General features: G+C 35.4%; 29 protein-coding genes and 1 pseudogene. 17 read left to right on the top strand and 13 right to left on the bottom strand.

From position 1 onward, the window contains the following. Positions 1 to 102: 102 nt before the first annotated feature. Together RCG20_RS03615 and RCG20_RS03610 are read left to right on the top strand one after the other, a co-directional pair. Complete coding sequence (locus RCG20_RS03615) at positions 103 to 927, top strand: SGNH/GDSL hydrolase family protein (protein ID WP_308184282.1); 825 nt, start codon at positions 103 to 105, stop codon at positions 925 to 927. Between the two features lie 3 nt (positions 928 to 930). Continuing rightward, positions 931 to 1,509 (top strand): YpmS family protein, encoded by a 579-nt coding sequence (locus tag RCG20_RS03610; RefSeq protein WP_308182871.1) that lies wholly within the window; start codon positions 931 to 933, stop codon positions 1,507 to 1,509. A gap of 36 nt (positions 1,510 to 1,545) precedes the next feature. On the opposite strand, the gene RCG20_RS03605 is transcribed toward RCG20_RS03610, so the two are convergent. Then, the gene (locus RCG20_RS03605; RefSeq protein WP_308182870.1) at positions 1,546 to 2,181 is read right to left on the bottom strand and encodes a DUF4397 domain-containing protein; all 636 of its coding nucleotides are present in this window, start codon (positions 2,179 to 2,181) and stop codon (positions 1,546 to 1,548) included. A 147-nt stretch (positions 2,182 to 2,328) separates the two neighbouring features. Between RCG20_RS03605 and msrA the strand changes: the two genes are divergently transcribed. The 5 genes from msrA to RCG20_RS03580 all read left to right on the top strand — a co-directional run bounded on the left by msrA (position 2,329) and on the right by RCG20_RS03580 (position 5,835). Beyond that, entirely contained in the window at positions 2,329 to 2,865 is a 537-nt protein-coding gene (gene msrA / locus RCG20_RS03600; protein WP_308182869.1) for a peptide-methionine (S)-S-oxide reductase MsrA, read from the top strand. After that, positions 2,862 to 3,302 carry a peptide-methionine (R)-S-oxide reductase MsrB gene (gene msrB / locus RCG20_RS03595; protein WP_308182868.1) on the top strand — a complete coding sequence of 147 codons (441 nt, stop codon included), beginning with the start codon at positions 2,862 to 2,864 and terminating at the stop codon, positions 3,300 to 3,302. Before msrA ends, msrB begins: the two co-directional genes overlap by 4 nt. A 232-nt stretch (positions 3,303 to 3,534) precedes the next feature. Next, positions 3,535 to 4,512, top strand: coding sequence for a S66 family peptidase (locus RCG20_RS03590; RefSeq protein WP_308182867.1), 978 nt, complete (start codon positions 3,535 to 3,537; stop codon positions 4,510 to 4,512). A 283-nt stretch (positions 4,513 to 4,795) separates the two neighbouring features. Next, on the top strand, positions 4,796 to 5,023 hold the full coding sequence (locus tag RCG20_RS03585; protein ID WP_308182866.1) for a YozE family protein: 228 nt from the start codon (positions 4,796 to 4,798) through the stop codon (positions 5,021 to 5,023). A 116-nt stretch (positions 5,024 to 5,139) separates the two neighbouring features. Continuing rightward, positions 5,140 to 5,835 carry a hypothetical protein gene (locus RCG20_RS03580; RefSeq protein WP_308182865.1) on the top strand — a complete coding sequence of 232 codons (696 nt, stop codon included), beginning with the start codon at positions 5,140 to 5,142 and terminating at the stop codon, positions 5,833 to 5,835. A gap of 1 nt (position 5,836) precedes the next feature. Here RCG20_RS03580 and RCG20_RS03575 read toward each other — a convergent pair whose 3' ends face one another. Further along, positions 5,837 to 6,004, bottom strand: a complete 168-nt coding sequence (locus RCG20_RS03575; RefSeq protein WP_308182864.1) for a hypothetical protein — start codon at positions 6,002 to 6,004, stop codon at positions 5,837 to 5,839. Between the two features lie 324 nt (positions 6,005 to 6,328). On the opposite strand from RCG20_RS03575, the gene RCG20_RS03570 reads away from it, so the two are divergent. Continuing rightward, the gene (locus tag RCG20_RS03570; protein WP_308182863.1) at positions 6,329 to 6,502 is read left to right on the top strand and encodes a YozD family protein; all 174 of its coding nucleotides are present in this window, start codon (positions 6,329 to 6,331) and stop codon (positions 6,500 to 6,502) included. 65 nt (positions 6,503 to 6,567) lie between these two features. Here RCG20_RS03570 and RCG20_RS03565 read toward each other — a convergent pair whose 3' ends face one another. Then, on the bottom strand, positions 6,568 to 6,702 hold the full coding sequence (locus RCG20_RS03565; protein ID WP_308182862.1) for a hypothetical protein: 135 nt from the start codon (positions 6,700 to 6,702) through the stop codon (positions 6,568 to 6,570). Positions 6,703 to 6,931: 229 nt separating this feature from the next. On the opposite strand from RCG20_RS03565, the gene deoD reads away from it, so the two are divergent. From deoD to RCG20_RS03550, 3 genes are all read left to right on the top strand, one after another. Continuing rightward, complete coding sequence (gene deoD / locus RCG20_RS03560; protein ID WP_308182861.1) at positions 6,932 to 7,636, top strand: purine-nucleoside phosphorylase; 705 nt, start codon at positions 6,932 to 6,934, stop codon at positions 7,634 to 7,636. A 130-nt stretch (positions 7,637 to 7,766) separates the two neighbouring features. Then, a complete protein-coding gene (locus RCG20_RS03555; protein ID WP_308182860.1) occupies positions 7,767 to 8,588 on the top strand; it encodes a M15 family metallopeptidase in 822 nt (273 codons plus the stop codon). A gap of 230 nt (positions 8,589 to 8,818) precedes the next feature. Then, a complete protein-coding gene (locus RCG20_RS03550; protein ID WP_308184281.1) occupies positions 8,819 to 10,306 on the top strand; it encodes a lmo1851 family serine protease in 1,488 nt (495 codons plus the stop codon). Positions 10,307 to 10,359: 53 nt separating this feature from the next. Here the strand turns inward: RCG20_RS03550 and RCG20_RS03545 are convergent, their stop codons facing one another. Further along, positions 10,360 to 11,073, bottom strand: a complete 714-nt coding sequence (locus RCG20_RS03545) for an AlbA family DNA-binding domain-containing protein (RefSeq protein ID WP_308182859.1) — start codon at positions 11,071 to 11,073, stop codon at positions 10,360 to 10,362. 192 nt (positions 11,074 to 11,265) lie between these two features. Here RCG20_RS03545 and RCG20_RS03540 point away from each other — a divergent pair, with 192 nt between their 5' ends. From RCG20_RS03540 to RCG20_RS03530, 3 genes are all read left to right on the top strand, one after another. Beyond that, the gene (locus RCG20_RS03540; RefSeq protein ID WP_308182857.1) at positions 11,266 to 11,655 is read left to right on the top strand and encodes a hypothetical protein; all 390 of its coding nucleotides are present in this window, start codon (positions 11,266 to 11,268) and stop codon (positions 11,653 to 11,655) included. 1 nt (position 11,656) lies between these two features. Beyond that, positions 11,657 to 12,571 carry a CobW family GTP-binding protein gene (locus tag RCG20_RS03535; RefSeq protein ID WP_308182856.1) on the top strand — a complete coding sequence of 305 codons (915 nt, stop codon included), beginning with the start codon at positions 11,657 to 11,659 and terminating at the stop codon, positions 12,569 to 12,571. An 86-nt stretch (positions 12,572 to 12,657) separates the two neighbouring features. Beyond that, positions 12,658 to 13,503: a hypothetical protein gene (locus RCG20_RS03530; RefSeq protein WP_308182855.1), complete on the top strand. Its 846-nt coding sequence runs from the start codon at positions 12,658 to 12,660 to the stop codon at positions 13,501 to 13,503. A 29-nt stretch (positions 13,504 to 13,532) separates the two neighbouring features. On the opposite strand, the gene RCG20_RS03525 is transcribed toward RCG20_RS03530, so the two are convergent. Then, positions 13,533 to 13,778, bottom strand: coding sequence for a DNA alkylation repair protein (locus RCG20_RS03525; RefSeq protein ID WP_308182853.1), 246 nt, complete (start codon positions 13,776 to 13,778; stop codon positions 13,533 to 13,535). Positions 13,779 to 13,878: 100 nt separating this feature from the next. Between RCG20_RS03525 and RCG20_RS03520 the strand changes: the two genes are divergently transcribed. Then, on the top strand, positions 13,879 to 14,154 hold the full coding sequence (locus RCG20_RS03520) for a hypothetical protein (protein ID WP_308182851.1): 276 nt from the start codon (positions 13,879 to 13,881) through the stop codon (positions 14,152 to 14,154). Positions 14,155 to 14,204: 50 nt separating this feature from the next. Here RCG20_RS03520 and RCG20_RS03515 read toward each other — a convergent pair whose 3' ends face one another. The 5 genes from RCG20_RS03515 to RCG20_RS03495 all read right to left on the bottom strand — a co-directional run bounded on the left by RCG20_RS03515 (position 14,205) and on the right by RCG20_RS03495 (position 16,163). Further along, positions 14,205 to 14,594, bottom strand: a complete 390-nt coding sequence (locus RCG20_RS03515) for a hypothetical protein (RefSeq protein ID WP_308182850.1) — start codon at positions 14,592 to 14,594, stop codon at positions 14,205 to 14,207. A gap of 9 nt (positions 14,595 to 14,603) precedes the next feature. Further along, entirely contained in the window at positions 14,604 to 15,077 is a 474-nt protein-coding gene (locus RCG20_RS03510) for an Hsp20/alpha crystallin family protein (RefSeq protein WP_308184280.1), read from the bottom strand. A gap of 83 nt (positions 15,078 to 15,160) precedes the next feature. Continuing rightward, positions 15,161 to 15,637, bottom strand: a complete 477-nt coding sequence (locus RCG20_RS03505) for an Hsp20/alpha crystallin family protein (RefSeq protein ID WP_308182849.1) — start codon at positions 15,635 to 15,637, stop codon at positions 15,161 to 15,163. 24 nt (positions 15,638 to 15,661) lie between these two features. Further along, positions 15,662 to 15,904, bottom strand: coding sequence for a spore germination protein (locus RCG20_RS03500; RefSeq protein ID WP_308182848.1), 243 nt, complete (start codon positions 15,902 to 15,904; stop codon positions 15,662 to 15,664). 16 nt (positions 15,905 to 15,920) lie between these two features. Further along, a complete protein-coding gene (locus RCG20_RS03495) occupies positions 15,921 to 16,163 on the bottom strand; it encodes a spore germination protein (protein WP_308182847.1) in 243 nt (80 codons plus the stop codon). Between the two features lie 371 nt (positions 16,164 to 16,534). Here RCG20_RS03495 and RCG20_RS03490 point away from each other — a divergent pair. Further along, positions 16,535 to 17,994, top strand: a pseudogene (locus RCG20_RS03490) (IS1182 family transposase). 490 nt (positions 17,995 to 18,484) lie between these two features. Here RCG20_RS03490 and RCG20_RS03485 read toward each other — a convergent pair. Next, a complete protein-coding gene (locus RCG20_RS03485; protein WP_308182846.1) occupies positions 18,485 to 19,852 on the bottom strand; it encodes an MATE family efflux transporter in 1,368 nt (455 codons plus the stop codon). Between the two features lie 193 nt (positions 19,853 to 20,045). On the opposite strand from RCG20_RS03485, the gene RCG20_RS03480 reads away from it, so the two are divergent. After that, a complete protein-coding gene (locus RCG20_RS03480) occupies positions 20,046 to 20,204 on the top strand; it encodes a hypothetical protein (RefSeq protein WP_308182845.1) in 159 nt (52 codons plus the stop codon). 65 nt (positions 20,205 to 20,269) lie between these two features. Here RCG20_RS03480 and RCG20_RS03475 read toward each other — a convergent pair whose 3' ends face one another. Both RCG20_RS03475 and RCG20_RS03470 read right to left on the bottom strand, forming a co-directional pair. Continuing rightward, positions 20,270 to 20,830 (bottom strand): GNAT family N-acetyltransferase, encoded by a 561-nt coding sequence (locus RCG20_RS03475; protein WP_308182844.1) that lies wholly within the window; start codon positions 20,828 to 20,830, stop codon positions 20,270 to 20,272. 521 nt (positions 20,831 to 21,351) lie between these two features. Continuing rightward, complete coding sequence (locus tag RCG20_RS03470) at positions 21,352 to 22,479, bottom strand: amidohydrolase (protein WP_308182843.1); 1,128 nt, start codon at positions 22,477 to 22,479, stop codon at positions 21,352 to 21,354. Positions 22,480 to 22,551 lie beyond the last annotated feature (72 nt).

Here is a 22,551-nt window from a genome sequence, read left to right as displayed (position 1 = left end):
ATCGACGAGTTTTCTTTAACGGATTTTGGTAATAAGATCATTTTGGTTTTGAATTATTTTCCTCGTGTTATAATAACTATAGTTTAGAGGGTAGGTGATGTGATGAGAAAGTTTTTCACCCTTCTAATTTCCTCAGCATTTCTCTTAAGTGCATGTAGCAATAAGGAAAATTGGCAATTACAGCCGGAAAAAAGGATGGCAGTAGAGGCTTTCAAACCGATTCCTGCTGATTTTAAACCTAGAAAGCTAACAGTCGTTTCTGCAGGGGATTCCCTGACTGAAGGTGTGGGCGATAGTACGGGAAAGGGAGGGTATTTGCCCTATCTAAAATCGATGCTTGAAAAGGATAGAGGAGTTAAAGAAGTTGATTTCTATAATTATGGTGTAAAGGGAAATAGGACCACCCAGCTATTAAAAAGGCTTCAAACAAACGAAGTAAGGGATGCTGTTCAGAGGGCAGACATCGTGATCTTAACGATTGGCGGCAATGATATTATGCAGGTTGTAAAGGATCATTTATCAAACCTTCAAGTTTCTACTTTTACAAAAGAAAGAGAAATCTATATTCGCCATTTGACTCAAATTTTTGATGCCATTCATCAAGAAAACCCTCAAGTGTCAATTGTACTAGTTGGTTTATATAATCCATTCATGAAATGGTTTTCAAATGTAGGTGAAATGAATCAGATTATCGCAGACTGGAACCATGCTAGCCAAACGGTGATTGCTAATTATGATAATGCGTATTTTGTGGATATAGTGGATGTTTTTGATCATTCCAAACAAAATCTGTTATTCACGGATAACTTTCATCCTAATGATAAAGGCTATGAACGTATTGCTCAAAAGCTACAGGATTCACTTGACGAGCGTGCCATTCCAGATCTTGAAAAAAGAGCGTTTACTGCAAGTAAAGAGGAGAATTAGATAATGAAAAACAAATGGAAGAAAGGTTTCTTCTTATTATTAGGAATCGACCTTCTGATTGCCGTTTTAGTTATTTCACTGATACTGATTCCGGCAAATGAAAAGAAAAAGAACAACTTGCCAACATCAAATAAGGACGCGGTCTCTTTTTATATTAAATCAAATAAAAATGACCTCAACCAATTAATTAACCACTATCTGAAAAAAGAAGCAGCGGATACCCCGATTGATTATCAAGTCCATTTGGGGAATGAAGTAGAATTATATGGAGAAATTCCTTTCTTTAGTGAAAAATTAAATATGAAACTGACGTTTGAACCGAAGGCGCTTGAAAATGGCGATTTACTACTAAAGCAAAAATCGATAGCGCTCGGAAGTTTGCATTTGCCAGTTTCAAACGTTCTTACTTTTATCCGTGAAAATTATCAGCTGCCGGCAGGAGTAGATATCCGGCCGAGAGATAAATTAGTTTATATTAATATGCAGAATCTAAAACTAAAAAGTGATACAAAAGTTAAAGTGAATAAGTTTGATTTGCAAAAGGATGATATTGCATTTACTTTATTAGTGCCAGTCGAATAGGTGTCCAAAATTTTGGGCACCTATTTATTTTGAAAATCAATCTTTAATAAATAATGCTTCGATTTCTGGCCCTTCTTTAATAAAACCGATTAAGATTATCGTATATGTTTCATTTGGAAGAAATCTACTTTTTGGCATTGGGAGGATAACATTCTTTGTGCCAAATTCTCTTACTTCAAGGTCAATGGTCATGGGTGTTAACCCAAGGTAATCGGTACCTTTTTCATACAAGACATTTGGAAATACGACATCCCTGTTTTTTACAGCAATATCAAGGGGAGGGGCATCGGGTGTTAAGTGTAGAAAGCGGATTTTTGCTTCTCCAATAGGAACATCAGGCTGATTTAAATAAGGGATAAGGCGGAAACTGTTTATTTTTCCAATGAAGGCGAGTGTATAGGATTTTCCAGGTTCAACCGTGATCTTTTCACTTATGAAGAAATTAACTTTATTCCCAGATGGATAAAGGTCGATTTGGAGTTCACCCTTGGGTAAAAATACATACTCGGTAATTTTTTTATAGTGAACGTCCGTTGAAATACAGGTATGATTCACAAAGATATCGATTTTTGGAGCATCTAGTGACGCATGGAGAAACCGAATCTTGGCTTCGGAAATATCATACTTTGCGGCTTTTTTAAGATATTCTGAAACATTTCCCATTTCAGGCATTACCCTCACTCCCTCAACATTTTCTCAAAATATAATTTATTCATATTTGAATTGATAAGTACCTATTTTTCATAAGCCGATCATTTTTAAATTTTTAGGGATTACTGTATACTCACATCAAGGAAATTTCAAAAAGGAGTGAAACATATGGAGAAGAAGATGGAAATTGCAACATTTGCAGGAGGCTGTTTTTGGTGTATGGTTAAACCTTTTGATGAACAACCTGGGATCATGAAGGTGATATCTGGCTATACAGGTGGAACAGTGGAAAATCCAACATATGAACAGGTGTGTTCGGGTACGACAGGACATGTTGAGGCAGTTCAAATAACGTATGATCCCCTTGTATTTCCATATGAAAAATTGCTAGATCTTTTTTGGGTGCAAATTGATCCAACAGATAGTGGAGGACAATTTTATGATAGAGGACAATCCTATCAGGCAGCTATCTTTTATCAAGATGAGCACCAGAGGGAAATTGCAGAAAAGTCGAAGGAAATGCTGCAAGAAAGCGGGAGATTTTCAAAGCCGATTGTGACGCCGATTTTACCGGCAAAAGTATTCTATCCAGCTGAGACGTATCACCAGCAATACTATAAAAAAAATAAAACTCATTATGAATCTTATCATGTTGGATCAGGGCGTGCAGCCTTCATTGAAAATCATTGGGGGGCACATAAATGAATACTAAAGGCCATGCAAAATTAAGGAAAGAATTATCACCTATGCAATTTGAGGTGACACAAAACAGTGCAACTGAACCTCCTTTTAAAAATGAATACTGGGATGAATTTGATCCAGGAATATACGTAGACATTGTCTCAGGAAAGCCCCTGTTTAGCTCGATGGATAAGTTTGATGCAGGTTGTGGGTGGCCAAGCTTTTCTAAGCCAATCGCGGAAGATGATATTACCGAAAAAACAGATGAAAGCCATTTCATGACTCGTACAGAGGTAAGAAGCAAAGAGGCAGACTCGCATTTAGGGCATGTGTTTAATGATGGCCCTGGACCAACCGGATTGCGTTATTGCATAAACTCTGCTGCTATAAAGTTTATTCCCTTGGAAAAGCTTGAAGAGTCAGGGTATGGGGAATTTAAAAAATGGTTTGAGGATAAATAATTTTTTATGTTGAAAAAGCCGCAATAAGCGGTTTTTTTTAGTATTAGAATTTATATAGTCTTAAGAATTGAATAAGCGGTCACAAAGCGAACGGGTTTGTGACTGCTATAGGCAAAATAAGAGGGCCAGAGGCAGACAGTACATTATTCGTGCCTCTTCTAAAAGCAGTATTTTTTCATCCTTAGAATCTGTTAAAATATTATTATAATGTAGGAAATTGGGAGGGGAAATTATGCTACCAAAAAGGCTTTCACCTGGTGACGAAATAAGAGTAATTGCACCGTCGACAAGTATGGCAGTGGTAAAAGATAAACAAGTCACCATTGCTTTGGAACGTTTATTAAATTTAGGTTTTCAGGTTACCTTTGGGAAAAGTGTAAATGATCATGATGAATTTTTTTCAACAACGATTGCAGATAGACTAGAAGATTTACATGATGCTTTTCAAGATCCAAACGTAAAAGGAATCTTTTCAGCGATTGGGGGCTATCATTCCAATCAACTATTAAAGTATATCGATTTTGAGCTAATTAAGGAAAATCCCAAGATGTTTTGCGGATTTAGCGATATTACCGCGCTTAATGCTGCAGTGTACAGAAAAACAGGATTAATTACATATTCAGGGCCACATTTTTCAAGCTTTGGTGTCAAAAGTGGTTTTGATTACACGCTTCAATCATTCCTAGAAGCTGTAACAAATGACGCACCCTATGAAGTGATCCCTTCCGAAACTTGGAGTGATGATAAATGGTATTTGGATCAGGAAGACCGGAAATTTGTAAAACAAGAGGGATACTTAGTTATCCAAGAAGGTGAAGTATCAGGAAAATTAATTGGCGGTAATTTGTGTACGTTAAACCTTTTGCAAGGTACAGAGTTTATGCCGTCATTGGAAGATTCCATCCTGTTTATTGAAGATGATGAAGAAACACATCCATATTCATTTGATCGTGATCTTCAATCCCTTCTGCATTTACCTGATGCATCGGGAATAAAGGGAATTCTTATCGGCAGATTTCAGAAGGCTTCCAATATGACTGAAGCTGCAATAAGAAAAATTATTCATTCTAAACAGGAACTGCAACATATTCCAGTTATCGCAAATATGAATTTTGGACATGTTCAACCGATCGCAACCATTCCATTTGGAGCTAAAGGAATCATTTCTGCGAAAGGAACCAAAACGAAGGTGATGATTGAACAATGTTAAAGTGGTGCTAGAGAGGAACGAAGAAATTGGCATGAAGAAGTCTAGATAAAAAAGTGGCTGGACGATGGATAGCTTTTCCGTTATAGTATCTTTAAAGAAAACTTGGCTAGCGCCAAGCCTTAGCGCCGGTGATTGCCTAGTTGCACTTATGCAATTTGAGTGCTGATTAATTATCCACGATAGTTACTTATTTTAGTGCGTTAATAAAGATAAAATTTCTTAATTAGCTAAGAAAAAGTATCAACCTTTATTGGAATTATATGAGTATGGAGAGGCGTTTCTTATGAGTAAAACCTTTTATCATTTTTTAATGAAATATCGGCATCCGGCACCCAAAGATGAAATAAGCAAATTTGCCAATCATGCTTACAATGATCACAGTTTTCCTAAAACATCAATGGAATATCATGAAGTTAGCTCATACCTTGAACTAAATGGTCATTATTTAGATAGTATGACTATTTTTGATGAAGCATGGCAACTTTATTTATTATCTGAAATAAAACTCTAATCGCCACTGTTTATTTGAGGCGATTTTTCTTTATTAAGTGAGTAAGCGATACCCATTCCTATGCATATACTATGGTAACCAATATTCACGACTCATCATTGAGAGGATGGAGGACCATGGAGAATAGGAAAAAGCCGAAATATAAGATCGGTGATACAGTCGTGATAACGATGTATGGAACGGTTGGAAAAGTAACAGATGTAAAATGGATTGATAGCAAGTATGTTTATGAAGTTAATAAAAGTGAAGACTTATATAATGAATCTGGAATAAAATTGGTAACTGAATATAAAGGAGCCTTAGTTGAAAAAGAGCAAGTAGATATCGAGTATAAATTTTTATTTGGAGATTTGGTCCATGTAATTGGATATGGTACTGATTTATTTAAAGTGGTTGGTTTCCGTTCCGAAATTTGGCGCTACAAAGAAGATGCCTGGGAAGATATGATTTATGAACTCTCGCGGATCAGTGATGGAGAATGGCTTGAGGCAGGTGAGGAAGAATTAACACTTGTTGCAGATGCTGAGAGTGCTGAAATGATTATTCAGAAACTGGACCTCTTACACTTAATGAATAAACAGCCAAAACCCCTGAAATTAGTCAAACCACAAAATAATCTAAGAAAAGTAGAATTAGATGATATCGAGAAAAAGAAAGAGAAAGTTGAGTTAATTGATCACTTTCTCGATATTTATAATGATTACCAATTTCTCTTCGAATGGTTTAAAGATCAAGAGTTTAATCATGTAATGAAGGTTGCGCTAAAAAAATTAGAAGCAATAGTGAAAAATGAAGGTAAAAGTCATGTTTAGTTTACAGGTTTGAAAATACCCATAATAGGTAAAGCATAAAGGGAATACCTGCCCACTTAATGAAAAAAAATAAACCGTTGGTTATATTGCCTATTAAAAGGATTGTTTTGCTATCATCCTTGTTCACATCATCAATAAAAGCTTCTTTCCATATTTGAAAAGTTGTCATGAGAACACCCCAGATTCATTTATTTTCTAAAAACTTAAATTTATATCTTGAACATTGATCATTGTCTAGCTCCAGCGCCCAGCCCCTCAAGGGCGCTTCGGTCCAGTCAATGAAGTCAAAGAACGACTTCACTGCCAGGCCCGCAAGCAGCTTGTCGGGGCTAACCAGGGCGCTTCCGCTTTTCTTAAACTTATGCTTGTCCCATTTAAAAAAGACATGAAAATTGAAAATAAGAGGAATCTTTTACAGGTAAAGGGAATTACGGAGTAAAATAGCATGAAAAAGGCGAATTCATCATATATTCAATAAAAAGGGGGCGACGCTATGAAAGAAATTGAAGTATTTATTGATACGGAAGAAATTGCTGAATTTTTCTTTCATGAGCTTGTAAAAAGAGGGTACGTTCCTTCTGAAGAGGAGTTAGAAGAAATCGCTGATATCACCTTTGAATATCTTGTGGAAAAAAGCATTATTGACGAGGAAGTTGAAGAGGAATAGTATGCAAATAACCTCTATAATATTGATTAAACCCTAAGGAACATAAGTTCCTTAGGGTTTTTGCATTATTGATTATTTTTACGTCCACCAGTTGCCGAATTTTCTTTACCATGTGCTTCATGTTCTGCAATAATTGCTTCTGCAGGAATATGATTGTTTTTCTTTGGTGAGTTTGTACGATTGCGATGTTTTTTGCCCATGTTTATTTCCTCCTTATGTTTGGAGCTTTTTCTCGATCACTTTTCGATACGGGTGGTTTATAATCTCCTTTTGCTAAGGCTTATTTTTCGCCCTAAAGGCAAAACCATCTAAAAATATCATTCCTCATTTTAAAAAACATATAAGTATTCTTGAAAGGTTTTTCATTCAAGATAGTTATGATATAGTAGAGTGGCTTAACTTATATTATTTTATATAGGGGGATCTTTTTTGAGTATACATATTGGAGCAAAAGAAAATGAAATAGCCGAAACCGTTCTTTTACCTGGAGACCCGTTACGAGCAAAATATATTGCGGAAACCTTCCTAGAGAATGCAAAATGCTATAATGAAGTACGAAATATGTTCGGTTTTACAGGTACCTATAAAGGGAAAAGAGTTTCTGTTCAAGGAACAGGTATGGGGATTCCGTCGATTTCTATTTATGTTAATGAATTAATGCAAAGCTATAATGTACAAACCCTAATTCGCGTTGGAACCTGTGGCGCAATTCAAAAGGATGTTAAAGTTCGCGATGTTATTCTTGCAATGACAGCGTCAACTGATTCACAAATGAACCGCTTAACATTTGGTGGCATTGATTTTGCACCAACTGCGAACTTTGAACTATTGAAAAAAGCGTATGAAGCTGGCATTGATAAAGGACTTAATCTAAAAGTTGGAAATGTTTTTACTGCGGATATGTTTTACAATGAAAATGCTGATCATGAAAAATGGGCACAATATCAAATTTTGGCTCTTGAAATGGAGACAACAGCACTTTATACATTAGCTGCAAAATTTGGTCGGAAAGCATTGTCTGTTCTGACAGTTAGTGATCATATCTTGACTGGAGAAGAAACAACATCCGAAGAAAGACAGATCACATTTAATGATATGATCGAAGTTGCACTTGAGGCTGCGATCAAAGAATAGTAAAAACTCTTCCGAATTGGAAGAGTTTTTTAGTGTCATATGTGCTTACGCTTTTGTACCTAACTTGACCATTAGTGTTAAAATAGTTATAGTTCATAAAGGAAAAAGAAAAAATAAATGGGTGAAATAAATGAAATTGAGAAATATCCTTTTAATCCTCGTCTGCCTTTTGCTCTTTACGGGATGCAGCAGAATAGATTCTTATTTACAAAAAGTACCGTTCTTGAGTAAGGACAAGACAGAAAAAAAAGTGCAGCAGGAAAATCAAAGTCAAATTCACAAAAAAGTACCTGTTAATAACAACTCTATCAGTTTGGAGGCAGCGTATTTTAATGATATTAAACAGGATAATGGAAGGAATGTTATTCAAAATCCTGCAAACACATTGGCTTTAGTGAACAAAAATTATGCTCTTCCAACTAACTATATTCCAGGAGATCTTGTTAGACCAAATGTTCCTTTTTCTTTTGGTGATCAAAAATTGGAAAAAAGTTTGATTCGAAAAGAAGCGGCAACAGCCCTTGAAAAAATGTTTGCAGCTGCCAAAGATTCGGGTATTGAGCTATATGCAGTTTCTGGATACCGCTCCTATAGCCGTCAAAAAACAATTTTTGATGCTGAGATTAACAAGGTTGGTGAGAAAAAGGCTGTCCAAGCAGTTGCCCTTCCAGGTTCGAGTGAACATCAAACAGGTTTAGCTATGGATGTTGCAAGTCTTTCAACCAATTTAGATTTAACAGAAGGCTTTGCTTCGACGAAAGAGGGAAAATGGATTGCCGAAAATGCCCACAAATTTGGGTTTATCCTTCGTTATCCAAAAGGAAAAGAAGGAATTACAATTTATGAATATGAACCATGGCATTTTAGATATGTAGGAGTAAAAGCAGCAACAATCATTTATAAACATAATTGGACGTTAGAGGAATTTTTTAATGAAGTGAAGAAGATATAGAGTTTGAAAAAATGGCGCTGAACTCTCAGAGTTAGTGCCGTTTTTAATTTAATAATAGTTTATTCATTAATTTTTCTTTGTTAATTATTCGGAAAAAATGTTATTCTAATCATTAAGGATTTTAGTTTTTTAGCTAATCAGAATTTATATCCATAAATTCTGAACGCATAAGAAAAACTAATGCATTCGCCTAAGGGCTTGGCGAATGCCAAGTTTTTCTAATAGTGTTGATGAAAGTGGTGAAGGCTTTGGACGAACAAAAAGTTGATCAAGAGCAAGATTCAAAGGAAATCAAAACAGGTTTTATACGAATGAAAAGATTTCACTTCATTATGTTACTATTTTTAGTCGTTTTTCTATCCGTAGGGATTACAACATTTGCACTTGCCTTCGGAAAAGATAAAATAGAAACAGTGAGGTCACCGGAAAGACTAGAATTTAACAAGCTTTTTACTACTTATGATACATTGACTAGTGGTTATTATCAGAAAGTAGATCAGAAAAAACTAATAAATGGAGCCATTAATGGGATGGTGCAGGCATTAGGAGATCCTTATTCCGATTATATGAGTAATGATGAGGCAAAAGATTTTCATAGTAGTATTTCCTCTTCATTCGAAGGAATTGGGGCAGAAATACAGGAGAAGGATGGTCATATTGTGATTGTTTCTCCTATTAAGGGGTCCCCAGCAGAAAAAGCAGGCCTGAAACCAAATGATATGGTCCTATCTGTTGATGGGAAAAGCTTACAAGGGATGAATTCTACCCAAGCTGTTACCTTAATTAGAGGTAAAAAAGGAACGAAGGTCGTGCTGACGATCCAACGTCCAGGTACGGAAGGAACGGTAAAAGTTCCAATCACTCGTGATGAAATTCCGATTGAAACGGTTTATGGTGAAATGGTTGGAAATGGAATTGCAAAGGTTCAAATCACAAGTTTTTCAAGTAATACATCGAAAGAGCTTGTTGGAAAACTAAGTGATTTGCAAAAGCAAGGTATGAAGGGTCTTGTATTGGATTTACGACAAAATCCTGGTGGCTTGCTAGATCAAGCGATCAATATTTCTAGTCTCTTTGTTCCTAAAGGAAAAGTTCTCTTTAAAGTTGAAGATCGTAATGGAAAGATAAAAGAATATACATCACAAAATGATGGAACACCAACAATGCCATTGGTTGTTTTAATTGATAGTGGTAGTGCTAGTGCATCTGAAATTCTCTCAGCTGCTGTGAAAGAGTCTGCAGGAGTTTCACTTGTTGGAGAAAAATCATTTGGAAAAGGTACTGTACAAACGGCACAAGACTTTCCCGATGGATCAGATCTTAAATTTACAATGGCTAAATGGCTAACACCAAATGGTAATTGGATTCATAAAAAAGGAATTGTACCTGATTATGTAGTTCCACTTCCTGCATATGCGTCATTGCCAATCCTAAATCCTGAAAAAGAACTAAAACTTTCAAATGCATCAACCGAGGTGAAAACTGCTCAGCAAATGCTAAAAGCAGTTGGATATGATCCAGGTAGAGTGGATGGATTCTTCGATGAAAAAACAAAAGAAGCAGTTCTAAACTTTGAAAAAGCTCAAAAGTTACCAGCTGATGGTGTTCTGGAGGGCAATAGTACAATGAAGTTAATGGGACTACTTAGAGATAAAATACAAAAGAATGATCCGCAGCTTGAAAAAGCAATTGAGTTATTGAAACAGAAAATGAAATAGAAAAAAAGCCTAATTTCCTTTTAAAGGGAATTGGGCTTTTTTGAGGCTTATTTTTAGTTTTCAGACAAAATATCAAGTAATTTTCTTATGCGTTCTTTTTTACGTTCAATTAGCTCTGTTATAAAATTGCCAAAATCATTTTGATGATTTGTTTGGCGTTCATCGTATAATTCCTTCAGTTGTGAAAGGTGATCCTTTAATGAATAATCATTCATGCTTGAGCCGCCTGATTGGACTTTACGCAAAATGATTTCAACAAGTCTTTCATTGGTTGCCTCTAAAGATTTTGTCCCTTGTCTCATATAAATGGCACCGTATCGGATTTCCCCACGCTGTACTACGGAGGTATATGGGACGTATTTTGGATCGTATTCTATAAGGAGAACTTGAAATCGCTTATTTTTTAAAGAAGGATGTTCATCTCTAATAAACTGGAAATCTTCTACCCGATATTTCAAATATTTGGGTAAAAGATGTTCGAGTTTATTATCAATATCGGCCTTATCTAAAAAGTCATCTTCACTAAGTCCTGAGAGTGATACAGCACCTTCATCATTTTGACTGACACCAACAATAATGCACCCACCACCTGAATTGGCTATGGCTAGAATATGCTTTGCTACTTTCGAAAAGTATGGCCATTTTGTTTTAAAGTCAAGAAAGTCAGTTTCACCGGTATTATTGAGGAGAAGTTCTTTTAATGTTTCGTGGGTAGGGTTTTTTACAAAATGTTGAAGGCTTTTTGGGTATACATACTCATAAAGCATAAAGAAAAGTCCTTCCTGAGATTTTCTTTTCCTATTCAGCGAGTTTTCTTTACTATATTATAAGTTTTTTAAAGATAGTTGATAGCCCAATTGTTAAAAAATGTAATGATTGTTATAATAAAAAGCCAATGGTTTGAATGAATACTGAAAATCCTATAAAATGGACAAGCAGATAGATTTTGAGGTGAGAGTTTGAAGCAGATCATTCATTTGGACAAACAACTAGAGGAAAAACTAATCCTTTTCGAAGAAAAATGTGAGGTAATCTGCCGTAAGCTTGAACAAAATGTACAAGCAGAATTTGAACATCACAATCATCGAATTGTCATTGAGTTGGTTCGTTTAAATAAGGGGAAAATTGTTAGTGATATAGATGTATTTGAAGATGATTATGAATCATTTATAGAACTAGGTCTTGAACAGGATGAAGAATATTATCCCAATGGCTATATCCCGTTATGGAAATGCAAGACGGAATGGTTTCAAAAAATAGGATATATGACAAATAGAAGCCTCGATGAAATAGAAAAAATCATCCTATTAATCGTAAATGAAATTTTAGAAGACGTAGAAGGGGATTAAGATGAGTAAAACTGAAATTCTTATTTTATCAGGGTTTTTAGGGAGTGGAAAAACATCCCTGCTAAAACGGTTACTTGAGGATGAACGACGTATTGGTAGAAAAGTAGCTGTAATGATGAATGAACTCGGCAACGTGTCGATTGACTCTGATGTGGTGGAAGATGATGTCGCATTAAAAGAGCTTTTAGGAGGCTGTGTATGCTGTTCAATTCAAGATGAACTTGAGGCTCAGCTCCAAGGGTTGCTACTTGCTGAAAAACCAGATGTAATATATCTTGAAACAACTGGTGCTGCACATCCAGTGGAAGTCTTGGATGCGATATTATCACCTCTTTTTGCTGATCGTTTGACGATCAAGGGAATTATAACCACTGTTGATGGAGTAAGATGGAGGGATAGAAAATTACTTAGCCCCCAACTTCAGCAGCTAATAATTGAACAGGTGCGACATGCTGATTTTATAATAATCAATAAAACGAATGAACTTACAGAGGCAGAACAGGCGATGATTTCGTTTGAAGTTCAATCACTAAATGCCAATGCCCAATGTCTATTAACCACTTTTTCTAGAGTAGCAATTGAACAATTAAGGAAGCTTACAGTTTCAAGCGAGCAGACAGCAAAAAAGCATGGAAGCCATACGAAAGTAAACTTAACCACATTTGTTTACCAATTCCAATCTTCGATAAGCCCAATCGAGTTTGAAAACTTTTTGAAAAGTTTACCTGACACCATATACCGGATTAAAGGATACATAAAGTTCGGCCAATCAGATCTTCCAACGCTTTTCCAATTTTCTTATGGCATGCCATTATATATGAAAGAATACATGAACATGCCTTTAAATTTAGTGTTTATTGGAGAAGGAATTGATTGGAAAACAATTGAATCGCAATTAAACATTCTTGAAAAATAAATGAAAATAACCTCCTTGTTCTCATGCATGATAACGCCATCTTTAGGTAATTCTTTTACTATGAGATAATACATGGAGGGGATATGATGAGAAAAACAGTATGTATAACTTTCTTTTTTCTAATCCTCCTAAATAGTCAAACCGTCTATGGTGCGGGGGATATCAGCTTTAAAATCGAGATGTTACCATGGAAACAGGTTAATTATATCTTGCCGAAATATACAAAATTTACGGTTATAGATGTAGAATCAGGGAGAAAATTTCGAGTTCAAAGACGAGCTGGAAGTCAGCATGCTGATGTTCAGCCATTAAGCGCCCAGGATACGAAAATAATGAAGAAGATATATGGGGGAAAGTGGAGCTGGAAAAGGCGCTCCATTATCGTGGCATATAAAGATCAATGGTTAGCGGCTTCCATGCATGGAATGCCACATGGTGCAGGAGCACTTCAAAATAATTTTCCTGGTCATTTTTGTATTCATTTTTTTGGAAGTAAGACCCATCGGTCAGATTCGATGGATTTAGCACATATGCTTATGATTCTAAAAGCAGCTGGGAAATTGGATGTTTACCTTGGCAAAGCAAATCCATATGAGGTTATTAATGCTTATATTGTTGGCTTAAAGCAGCAAGACAATAAAATATCTTCAAGGGCCTCTCTCCAAAAACTGCATTGGAAACGTATTTTCAATCAAATTGACAATGTGAAAATATCTCGTATGCCGCTTCTTCCCGCTGAAGATTTAACTGAACAAATTAGTCTAGATGTTCCAATTGAAATTGATTGGTTTTTGAAAACTAGAGGACGCCAAACATTTAATGGTGAAATTCATTTAGTCCGGTTTTCTCCATACGAAGGTTGGAAAATAGACTCTATCCATTTTCTAAAGGAAAATAATATCAAAATAGGTAAAAATAAAACACCTCTCTAAAAGTTTATCGAGGTGTTTTATTTACTGTTTTATATCGGCTGTTCGCCAAATTTAATAAAAGTTAATTCTTCTTCAATGAGTCCGCAGGCGGCACATTGTACCTTATATTCGGGGCCCTTGTATGGAAGATGAAAGGGTTCTAATTCACTTGAAGCATATTCATGAATAATTACACCGGAATGCGGATCCATCTTGACTGATTGGGGAACTTGTTGAATAAGATTGAAACGACTTCGATTTGTTTTACAATTAGGGCATCTGTATGGAGTATCCACTTTTTAATCTCCTTTTTTTATCTCTATTTTTTGCATTAGCCTTGCCAAATATGTACAATTCATTTGAGAAATTTTTAAAGATTATAATGAGGTGTTTTTAGTGGATTTTGATTTTTTATTAAAAGAGTATCGGTCTATTTGGAATAATCGTTTGTTAAGTACTGCAGAAGTTACTAATAGTGAGCAAGTATTAAAGGAAGCGATCAAAAGAGAATTATTAGACGAAAATTCCCATCCAAGGATTAGAAGAAACCGTTTCGAAAAATATTATTTTTCAATTAAAAGGGTAACAGATTCCTCTATTTCAACTGAAGCAAAGCTGTCTTTGACAAAGGTACATAATGAATTGATGGAAGAACTAAAGGAGGGTGTATAAAATCTAATTATTTTAGCATAAAATGGCAGCCCAAAGTTTCGGCTGCCGGTTTATTCCTTTACAGGCTTTTTTGCACGCACATTAACTTTTGCCTGAGGTCCCAATTTCTCGGTTACTTTTTCTTGTACTAGTTTAGATAAATCACCCTCATAGCTAGTGCCAATGTTTAATTTTCCACTTAATTCCTTAATTCCAAGCTGACCGAAATTATTAGCATAATCCAATTTTTCAATAATTATTTTATCAACTTGAAGATGCTCAATATTAATAGTTGGGATGGTTTCCTTTTCCTTTTCAATTTCTTTGGTTTCTGTCTTTATTAAAAGCTCGTTTATATTTCTCTTTAATTCCTTTTCCAAATCTGAAATCTTTTTCTCCATTTCGAACAGTTTCTGGCTAGTTTGTTTATCATGGTTGAAAAAGCGGTACAAGAATCGCATAACACGCCTCTATTCAGAAGTTGGATTGTCAAAATAAATGGGGACATTTTCAATTTCATCCCGATTTATCTGCATTTTTATCATCAAAATGCCACTGCTAAGTTCTGAGCGAGTTGAATTTAATAAAATGGGGAAAGGAAGTGTAAGTTCTTTTTTAAATTTACGATTAGCTCTTTCCTTTAGAAAATATTTATAATTGGTTTTAAATGATTTAAATTCACCAGTAATCGTTAGAATTTGATGATTGATCGAAATTTGGATATCTTCCTTCTTTAATCCGGGAATTTCCACCTCAAGTATTAATTCATCCATAGACTCATATAAATCACATTTTGGAATATACTCCTGTGCAGCAGTAAAAGGATTTGAGGCAGTAGCATTATTTTCAATGATTTTGCCATTTTTTTCATCGAAAATTTGTTTCCAAAACTGATCTGATTGATATTGCTGAGCCAGATCAAGCCATTTTTTGAGTTTATCCATTTCCAAAAAAATCACCCCCTAGACGATCCACTAATCCCATCATATTTTTCCAAACTAAAAAAATGCAAAAAAAATGACGCTAATTAAATTTCTGTTACGTCAATTTGTGAGAATTGCATATCCACATTTTTCGGAATTCGTACCTCAAGCATTCCATCTTTATAATTTGCTACAGAACCTTTCTTTTTTACAATGGCTGGGAGAGTAATAGTATGTTTGTCATCATGATCAGGTATATGCTCAATAATTAGTTGGTTTGAAGTATGATATATCTGTAATTGTTTAAGCCAGTCTTCTTTTTTTATTGGAATCCTAACAAAAACAAAGTCATGTGTTTCATAGGCCGTTGAATTCAATATATCTGTAGATGGTGTTTGCTGTTGTCCTAGTGGAGATTGAAAATTGTTCATAATCTCTTGGGGATTCATCATTCCTCGCATACTACCTGGCATCATTTTTCCCATAATATCTTGGACATATTTATCAATATCGTCAGGCTTCATGTTTTGAAGCATACTTTTTGATTCTTTATTAAAAGGAAACATACTCCACGGGAACATCTATACCATCCTCTCTGTATATAATTAGAATTGGTTTGAAATAGGTGATGAGGGGTTTGCTATTTGATCTTGATCACTGACATCCAAATCAGCTACACCATTTGCAGAAATTGAGTTTGTTGGCGAAAAATCCCCTAATGCCATATTTGTGCCAACCCATTTAGTATTTGCGGTATGGCTGTTATGAACTGCCGGACCTAAAGAAATGTTTGCATTGTTATTAAGGGAGTTTGTTTTTATATTAAATATATTTATTTGAAAGGGCATATAATTTTCAGTCCTTTTACATTTGATTTGAAAGGACGTTTGCCGGATTTGCGATATCACCCATATCATTTACGTCCGGATCAATAAAGACATTTTCCATTGCTGCACTAGGTGGAGCAAAATCACCGAAGGATGCATTTTGGCCTTGTGATTTAGTATTGGCTGTATGGGCATTATGAAGTGCTTCACCAATGTTAACAGACCCATTATTTGAAACGTTATTAATTTTAAAGGAAAAGATATTAATTACCGTATGCATCCTCTCACTTCCTTTTTAAATGTAGATTGTAATCTTAGCCCTTTTTAGGTGTTATCGTTTTATAAGTTCTACATCATACTATGCAGTTAACTGCCCATACGTTATTAAAACTTGTTGTTTAAAGAAATAGCATATTTAAAGCTCATCGATGCTTTTGACACCCTGTTGATTGTATTTGACCACAACTTTGCCCGTTGCTTTCCGCTCCGGGCACTTGCTTTCCGCGGGGAGGGATGGGAGCCTCCTCGGCGTAACGGAGGCCACTGAAAAAGTCCCATTTTTTTAGGCAGTTGAAAGTTTGAATTAATCAAACTTTCAACTGCCTATTTGTCTTATAATAATGATATTAAATGTATGTAGGTGATATCTAAATGATTTCCAATCAAGAATCTCTCAATTTCAGTCCATATTTAGCTATTTTTGATCTCGTAGTTCCAGAGGATAATATGCTTCGCCAAATCAATAAACTAGTTGACTTTTCATTTATTCTTGAAGAATTAAAAACGAAATATTGTCTTGATAACGGTCGGAATGCAGTGTCACCGATACGTATGTTCAAATATCTATTGCTTAAATCAATTTATGATTTGTCAGATATAGATGTAGTAGAACGTTCAAAATATGATATGTCGTTTAAATATTTCCTCGATATGGCACCAGAAGATTCCGTAATTGACCCAAGTTCTTTAACAAAATTCCGTAAACTCCGTCTTCAAGATGTGGGTTTATTAGATATGCTCATTGGAAAGACCGTTGAGATTGCAATTGAAAAGGAAATTATTAAAAATAAAACCATTATTGTTGATGCTACACATACAAAAGCACGTTATAACCAAAAATCACCGAGAGAATTTTTGCAGGAGAAATCAAAAAATGTGCGAAAAGCCGTTTATCAGTTCGATGAATCCATGAAAGAGAAATTCCCATCCAAAACAACTTCTAACGAAGTAACAGATGAATTAAATTATTGCCGTCAAATCATTTCTGTTGTCGAGTCAGAACCTAAAATTGCGGCAACCCCAGCTGTAAAGGAAAAATTAAATGTACTAAAAGAAGTAGTGGAAGATTATACAGAACAACTGGCTTTTTCAACAGACTCAGACGCACGTGTAGGACATAAAACAGCTGATTCTTCTTTTTTTGGCTACAAAACGCATATTGCAATGAGTGATGAACGAATTATTACAGCTGCAGTTGTGACAACAGGTGAAAAAAATGATGGAAAATATCTGCAGGAATTAATTAAAAAAAGCCAAGCAACAGGAATGGAAATTAATACAATTATTGGGGATACTGCCTACTCTGAGAAAAATAATATTTGTTATACAAAAGAACACCAATTAACACTTGTTTCTAGACTGCATCCACTTATTACATATGGTAGAAGAACAAAAGAAGATGAATTTAATTTTAATAAAGATGCAGGGATGTATGTTTGTAAAGCCGGGCATATGGCCATTCGAAAAAAATATGAAGAAAGAAAGAATCAAGATAAAAACCCTAGAATCAAGTACCTTTTCGATATTAAAAAATGTGCTGTTTGTCCTTTCCGTGAAGGATGTTATAAAGAAGGAGCGAAAAGTAAGTCCTATTCAGTAACCATCAAATCAACGGAACATACAGGTCAAGAAGCGTTTCAAAATACGGAAGCTTTAAAAACCTAGCGAAAACACGCTATAAAATTGAGGCGAAAAATAGTGAACTTAAACATAGACACGGGTATGATGTGGCGTCATCTATGGGTCTATTTGGCATGGAAATACAAGGAGCTACAGCGATATTCGCAGTCAATCTCAAGAGGATTATAAAGCTCCTCTCTGAGAAAAGATAAGATAGAATATAAAAGTAACCAAGAAAAAAGCAGCTAGTTATCCAAAATTTGGACAACTAGCTGCTTTTTTTATCCACATCCAATGAGAAAAATAAAAATTCGCCAGTTTTTCAGCAGCCTCGCGTAACGCCTGTGGGGTCTACCATTCCCTCTAATCCCGCAGGAGTCAAGTGCCCTCCGCTCCAATCAACTTAGGTAGATAAAGTAGAAAAGTCTGAAAACATCCAAAGACCACCATTGATTCCAAAAGGCCTCTATTTAATGACATTGGTGAAGACTCAGCGACGCTTAAGGGAGGGCACTGAAAAATTTTCTTTTTTTCAATAAGAATATATAACTGTATTAAAAAAGACGACTTTAAAATTCAATGTGAATTTTAAGTCGCCTTTTTATATTGACTATGTTGTAGTACCAATTTGTATGTTAACTGATTTGCTTATTTCTAGGCCAAAATGTTTCTCCACAAAAACGGAACTACTTATTTAATGAATCAGGACTTTTTCATACTATGTGGTTGGTATTTTCTTTTTTGAACCCAAATTAATCTGCTTGAAAGGCATATAGCACCGGCAGCAAGGCCGAAAATTAAGCCAATCCAATAGCCAAAAGCACCAAATCCAGTGTAGTTAGCCATAACATACCCTAATGGCAATCCAATCACCCAATAGGAAATTAACGACATCACAAATGTAACATTAACATCTTTATATCCTCTAAGCGATCCTTGAACAGGAGCTTGAATTGCATCAGAAAGTTGGAAAAATAAAGCATATAATAAAAAATGTGCTGTTAAATTTATTACTGCTGGGTCATTTGTATATAAACCGGCAATTTTTGTCCGGAATAAAAGCAAAACAATTCCGCAAAAGGTTGCAAGTAATAAGGCTATCCCTACACCAAGCCAGCTATATTCTTTAGCATCTCCAAGTCGACCAGCCCCAACTTCAAAACCAACCAAAATCGTCAATGCCATCGATATACTGAGGGGTAGCATATATAAAAAGGTAGCAAAGTTCATCGCTGCTTGATGACTTGCGATAATATTTGTATCAAAGCCACTCATCAATAATGTAACTGCAGCGAAAATACTTGTTTCAAAAAAAATAGATAAACCAATTGGAACGCCAATTCCTAAAATTTCTCGCCATTTTGAAAAAGAAAAGCGATAGAATGTTTTAAAAACTAAAAATTTTGAAAATAGATGATGTTTGTGAATGATATAAATAGCAATAAGTGTAATTATCCAGTACGTAATCGCTGTTGCAACTCCAGATCCGACGCCACCTAATTCAGGAAACCTATACTTTCCAAAAATAAATAAATAATTTAAAAGGGCGTTAATAGGTAATGAGGTCATCGTAATAATCATGGTTGTACGGGTTTTTCCAAGAGCGTCAATAAATGAGCGAAGTACATTATAAGCAAACAAGGGAATCATACCAAAACTTAAGGAAACAAGATAATCATGGGCAATTTGCCTTACATGTGGCTCAAGGTTCATGCCAATTAACAGCGGGTCTAATGTAAAGGACCCTATAAGAATGACAACGAATGCTATAAAAATAGATAAATAAAGTCCTTGAATAACCGAAAAGGCCACATTTTCACTTTGCTTGCTACCTACTAAATGAGCAACAATTGGTGTTACAGCAAGCAGAATTCCACTTAGACCAGTGAAGACTGGAAGCCAAATGGAAGATCCAATAGCAACCCCTGCTAGGTCAGCTGGGCTGTAATGTCCAGACATTGTAATATCAAAAAAGTTCATCGAAAATAATCCAAGTTGAGTGATCAAAATGGGTATTAGGATTAAAATAAGCTTGCGAAGTTTTTCACTTTTTGAGTAGGTTTGATTCATCTTAAAATCCCCAATTTCTATTAAGTAACGAGAGATATTATATCACAGGTTGCACGTACTAAACCTATAAAAAATTCTTTCGTAAATTACAGCATTAGCCAAACCTAATAAAACCTGTAGTAACAGTGCTTGAATGAATATAGCCTCTATTGTAGATAATAAATATTATTCATCTATGAAAGGAGCTTTACTAATGAGTTTTAATTTAAACAGAATAAATCCGAATCAAACTCAAGTTTTTTTTCATGATGGGCGTTTTGAAACATTGACGAATGAGGAATTAGAAGACTTTTTGCTCCAAATGGGAATAAGTGAAGTGGATGAATCGCTTGAACAAAATATGATAGATTAACAAAAAAAGGAAAGGCTAAATCGTTATAACGATTTAGCCTTTCCTTTATAATATAAGAATTTATACTATGCTTCTAACAATTCAGATTGCTCATCTTCTATTACAGCAGACCTCATAATATGGAGTGTAAATTGATCTTTGGGGATTTCGTATAGATCGTAAATATCACCATTAGCATTTAATTGATTATAAATATTTATTCTTGATTCATTTGCTTTAACCGCATATGGCAGTTTTTCCACGGCTTTTATGGAACGAATATTTACTTTTCTAATTCTCATAAAGATCGTCTCTATTCCCATTTCGTAGAAAAGCTCCTGAAAAAAAGTATCTTTTGCGGGGCTGTTATATCCTTTTCCATGATAAGGCTTCCCAAGCCAGGTTCCTAAAAATCCGGCATTATTTTCAATATCATATAAATTAATAGTTCCGATTGGGGAGCCCCATTCATCAAGAATAGTTCGTGAAATTAATTCACCACGCTCTTCCGCCTCGATTGTTTGTTTTGTAATAAACATATATTCTTCATAAGATCCTGCTTTTTGGCGCACAAACGGGAAGACATCAGGGTGCGTCATTAGTTCAAATAAAGCGTGGCTATCATGAAGATCACGTTTCTTCAGCATGAATATCCCTCCAATTAGGGCAATCCGATCCCATGTCTAAAGAAGCGGCCCACCCTCGAAATTTTTTTGGATAAAAAATTTCGGGGTGGGAATCGAACCCACTAGAACCAGTTACCTGGTGGCGCACCATTTGCCTTCCCTGTATTATTTTGTTTTTTAAAGGGGTGGAGCTATACAAATAAGAACCATCTATCTAATTTAAACGAAAATTTTTATCCTTCTACTATGAAAGTGATGAAGATCTCCTTAGCAGATACTGCCTTATTGTATTGTTTTTTAACTAATCAGAATTTATATCCATAAATTCTACTAGCTCATAAGGGCAACTACGACTCCAACGCCCTACATTTAGTTGGTTTAGGTAACGACATAGCTCTTTTTTTGTGGTAAAAAATGCCAAGAAACCTATAAACACCTTTGCTATGTTTCCATTGAGAGTATCATACAAGAAAATAAGCAAAAAAGGAATAGATTTTTTGCTTAAATTTCTATGAAATTTTTAGGCATTTTTCTACAAAATTCTACGATTCGCTAAAAACAATTTCTCCCCCGACCATAGTCCATTTTGGCTTCGCAAGATAGTGGAACGGGTGATGGCTCCATAAAACTAGATCAGCATCTTTACCCTCTTCAATACTGCCTAAATTCTGATCAATTCTTAGATTTTTTGCTGGAAGGATAGTAATCCCTTCGAGTGCTTTTTGTTCCGGTAAACCTTCTCGAACGGCAATTCCAGCACAAATATTCAAAAATTGAATCGGAGTATATGGGTGATCTGTTACAATCGAAACTTCCACGCCATGGCGGGAAAGTTCCTGATAGGTCTTCCACGTTTTGTTCTTTAATTCAACCTTTGATTTTCTGGTCAACGTAGGACCTACAGCAACCTTTAACCCTAAATTTGCTAATTCACTAGCAACTAAATGTCCCTCGGTACAGTGCTCAATACGTAAATCAAGCTGAAATTCTTCTGCAAATCGGATCGCTGTTATAATATCATCTGCCCGATGTGCATGAATTCTGACTGGAATTTCCCTTTTTAAAGCCATAACCAGTGGAGCTACCCTCAAATCATCTGGATTATCAGTATGTATCGCTTGGTAGAAGGCCTCACGTAACATACCCATAATACCCATCCTTGTGATGGAATCATTATTTCCATGGCTATGAATTCTCTTAGGGTTTTCTCCTAAGGCAATTTTCAGACCGGCAATTTCTTGTACAATCATCTTTTTGATATTTTTCCCAGTTGTCTTAATAACAGAAGTGGTTCCACCAATGACATTTGCACTTCCAGGCATGATATGGACTGTGGTAATTCCGCTTCTAAGAGCATCACCAAATGCTGGATCCAATGGGTAGGCCCCATCGATAGCTCTAATATGTGGGGTAAGCGCCTCAGCAGTTTCATTTGCATCATTACCAGCCCAGCCTGTTCCTTCATCATATAGGCCAAGATGTGTATGGACATCAATAAAACCAGGCAGAAGAAAAAGCTCTCCACAATCAATAATTTTGACATCTGTATCTGTCGTAAGGTTCGTTCCAACTTTAATGATCTTTCCATCCTCAACTAACACATCCGAACGGAAGATCGGTTTAGATGTGATAGGATAAACTGTGGCATTTTTTAATAAAGTTTTAGTCATAGTAAAACCTTTCATTGTGATATTTTCTTTAGTTTAACAGAAAAATATTATAATTGAAAAATGAATAAACCT

The sequence above is a fragment of the Neobacillus sp. PS3-40 genome, assembly GCF_030915485.1.
In the GTDB taxonomy this organism is placed as follows: Bacteria; Bacillota; Bacilli; order Bacillales; family Cytobacillaceae; genus JAUZPL01.
The sequence above is the reverse complement of the archived record's forward strand: the minus strand, read 5'-3'. Positions and strand labels throughout refer to the sequence as shown.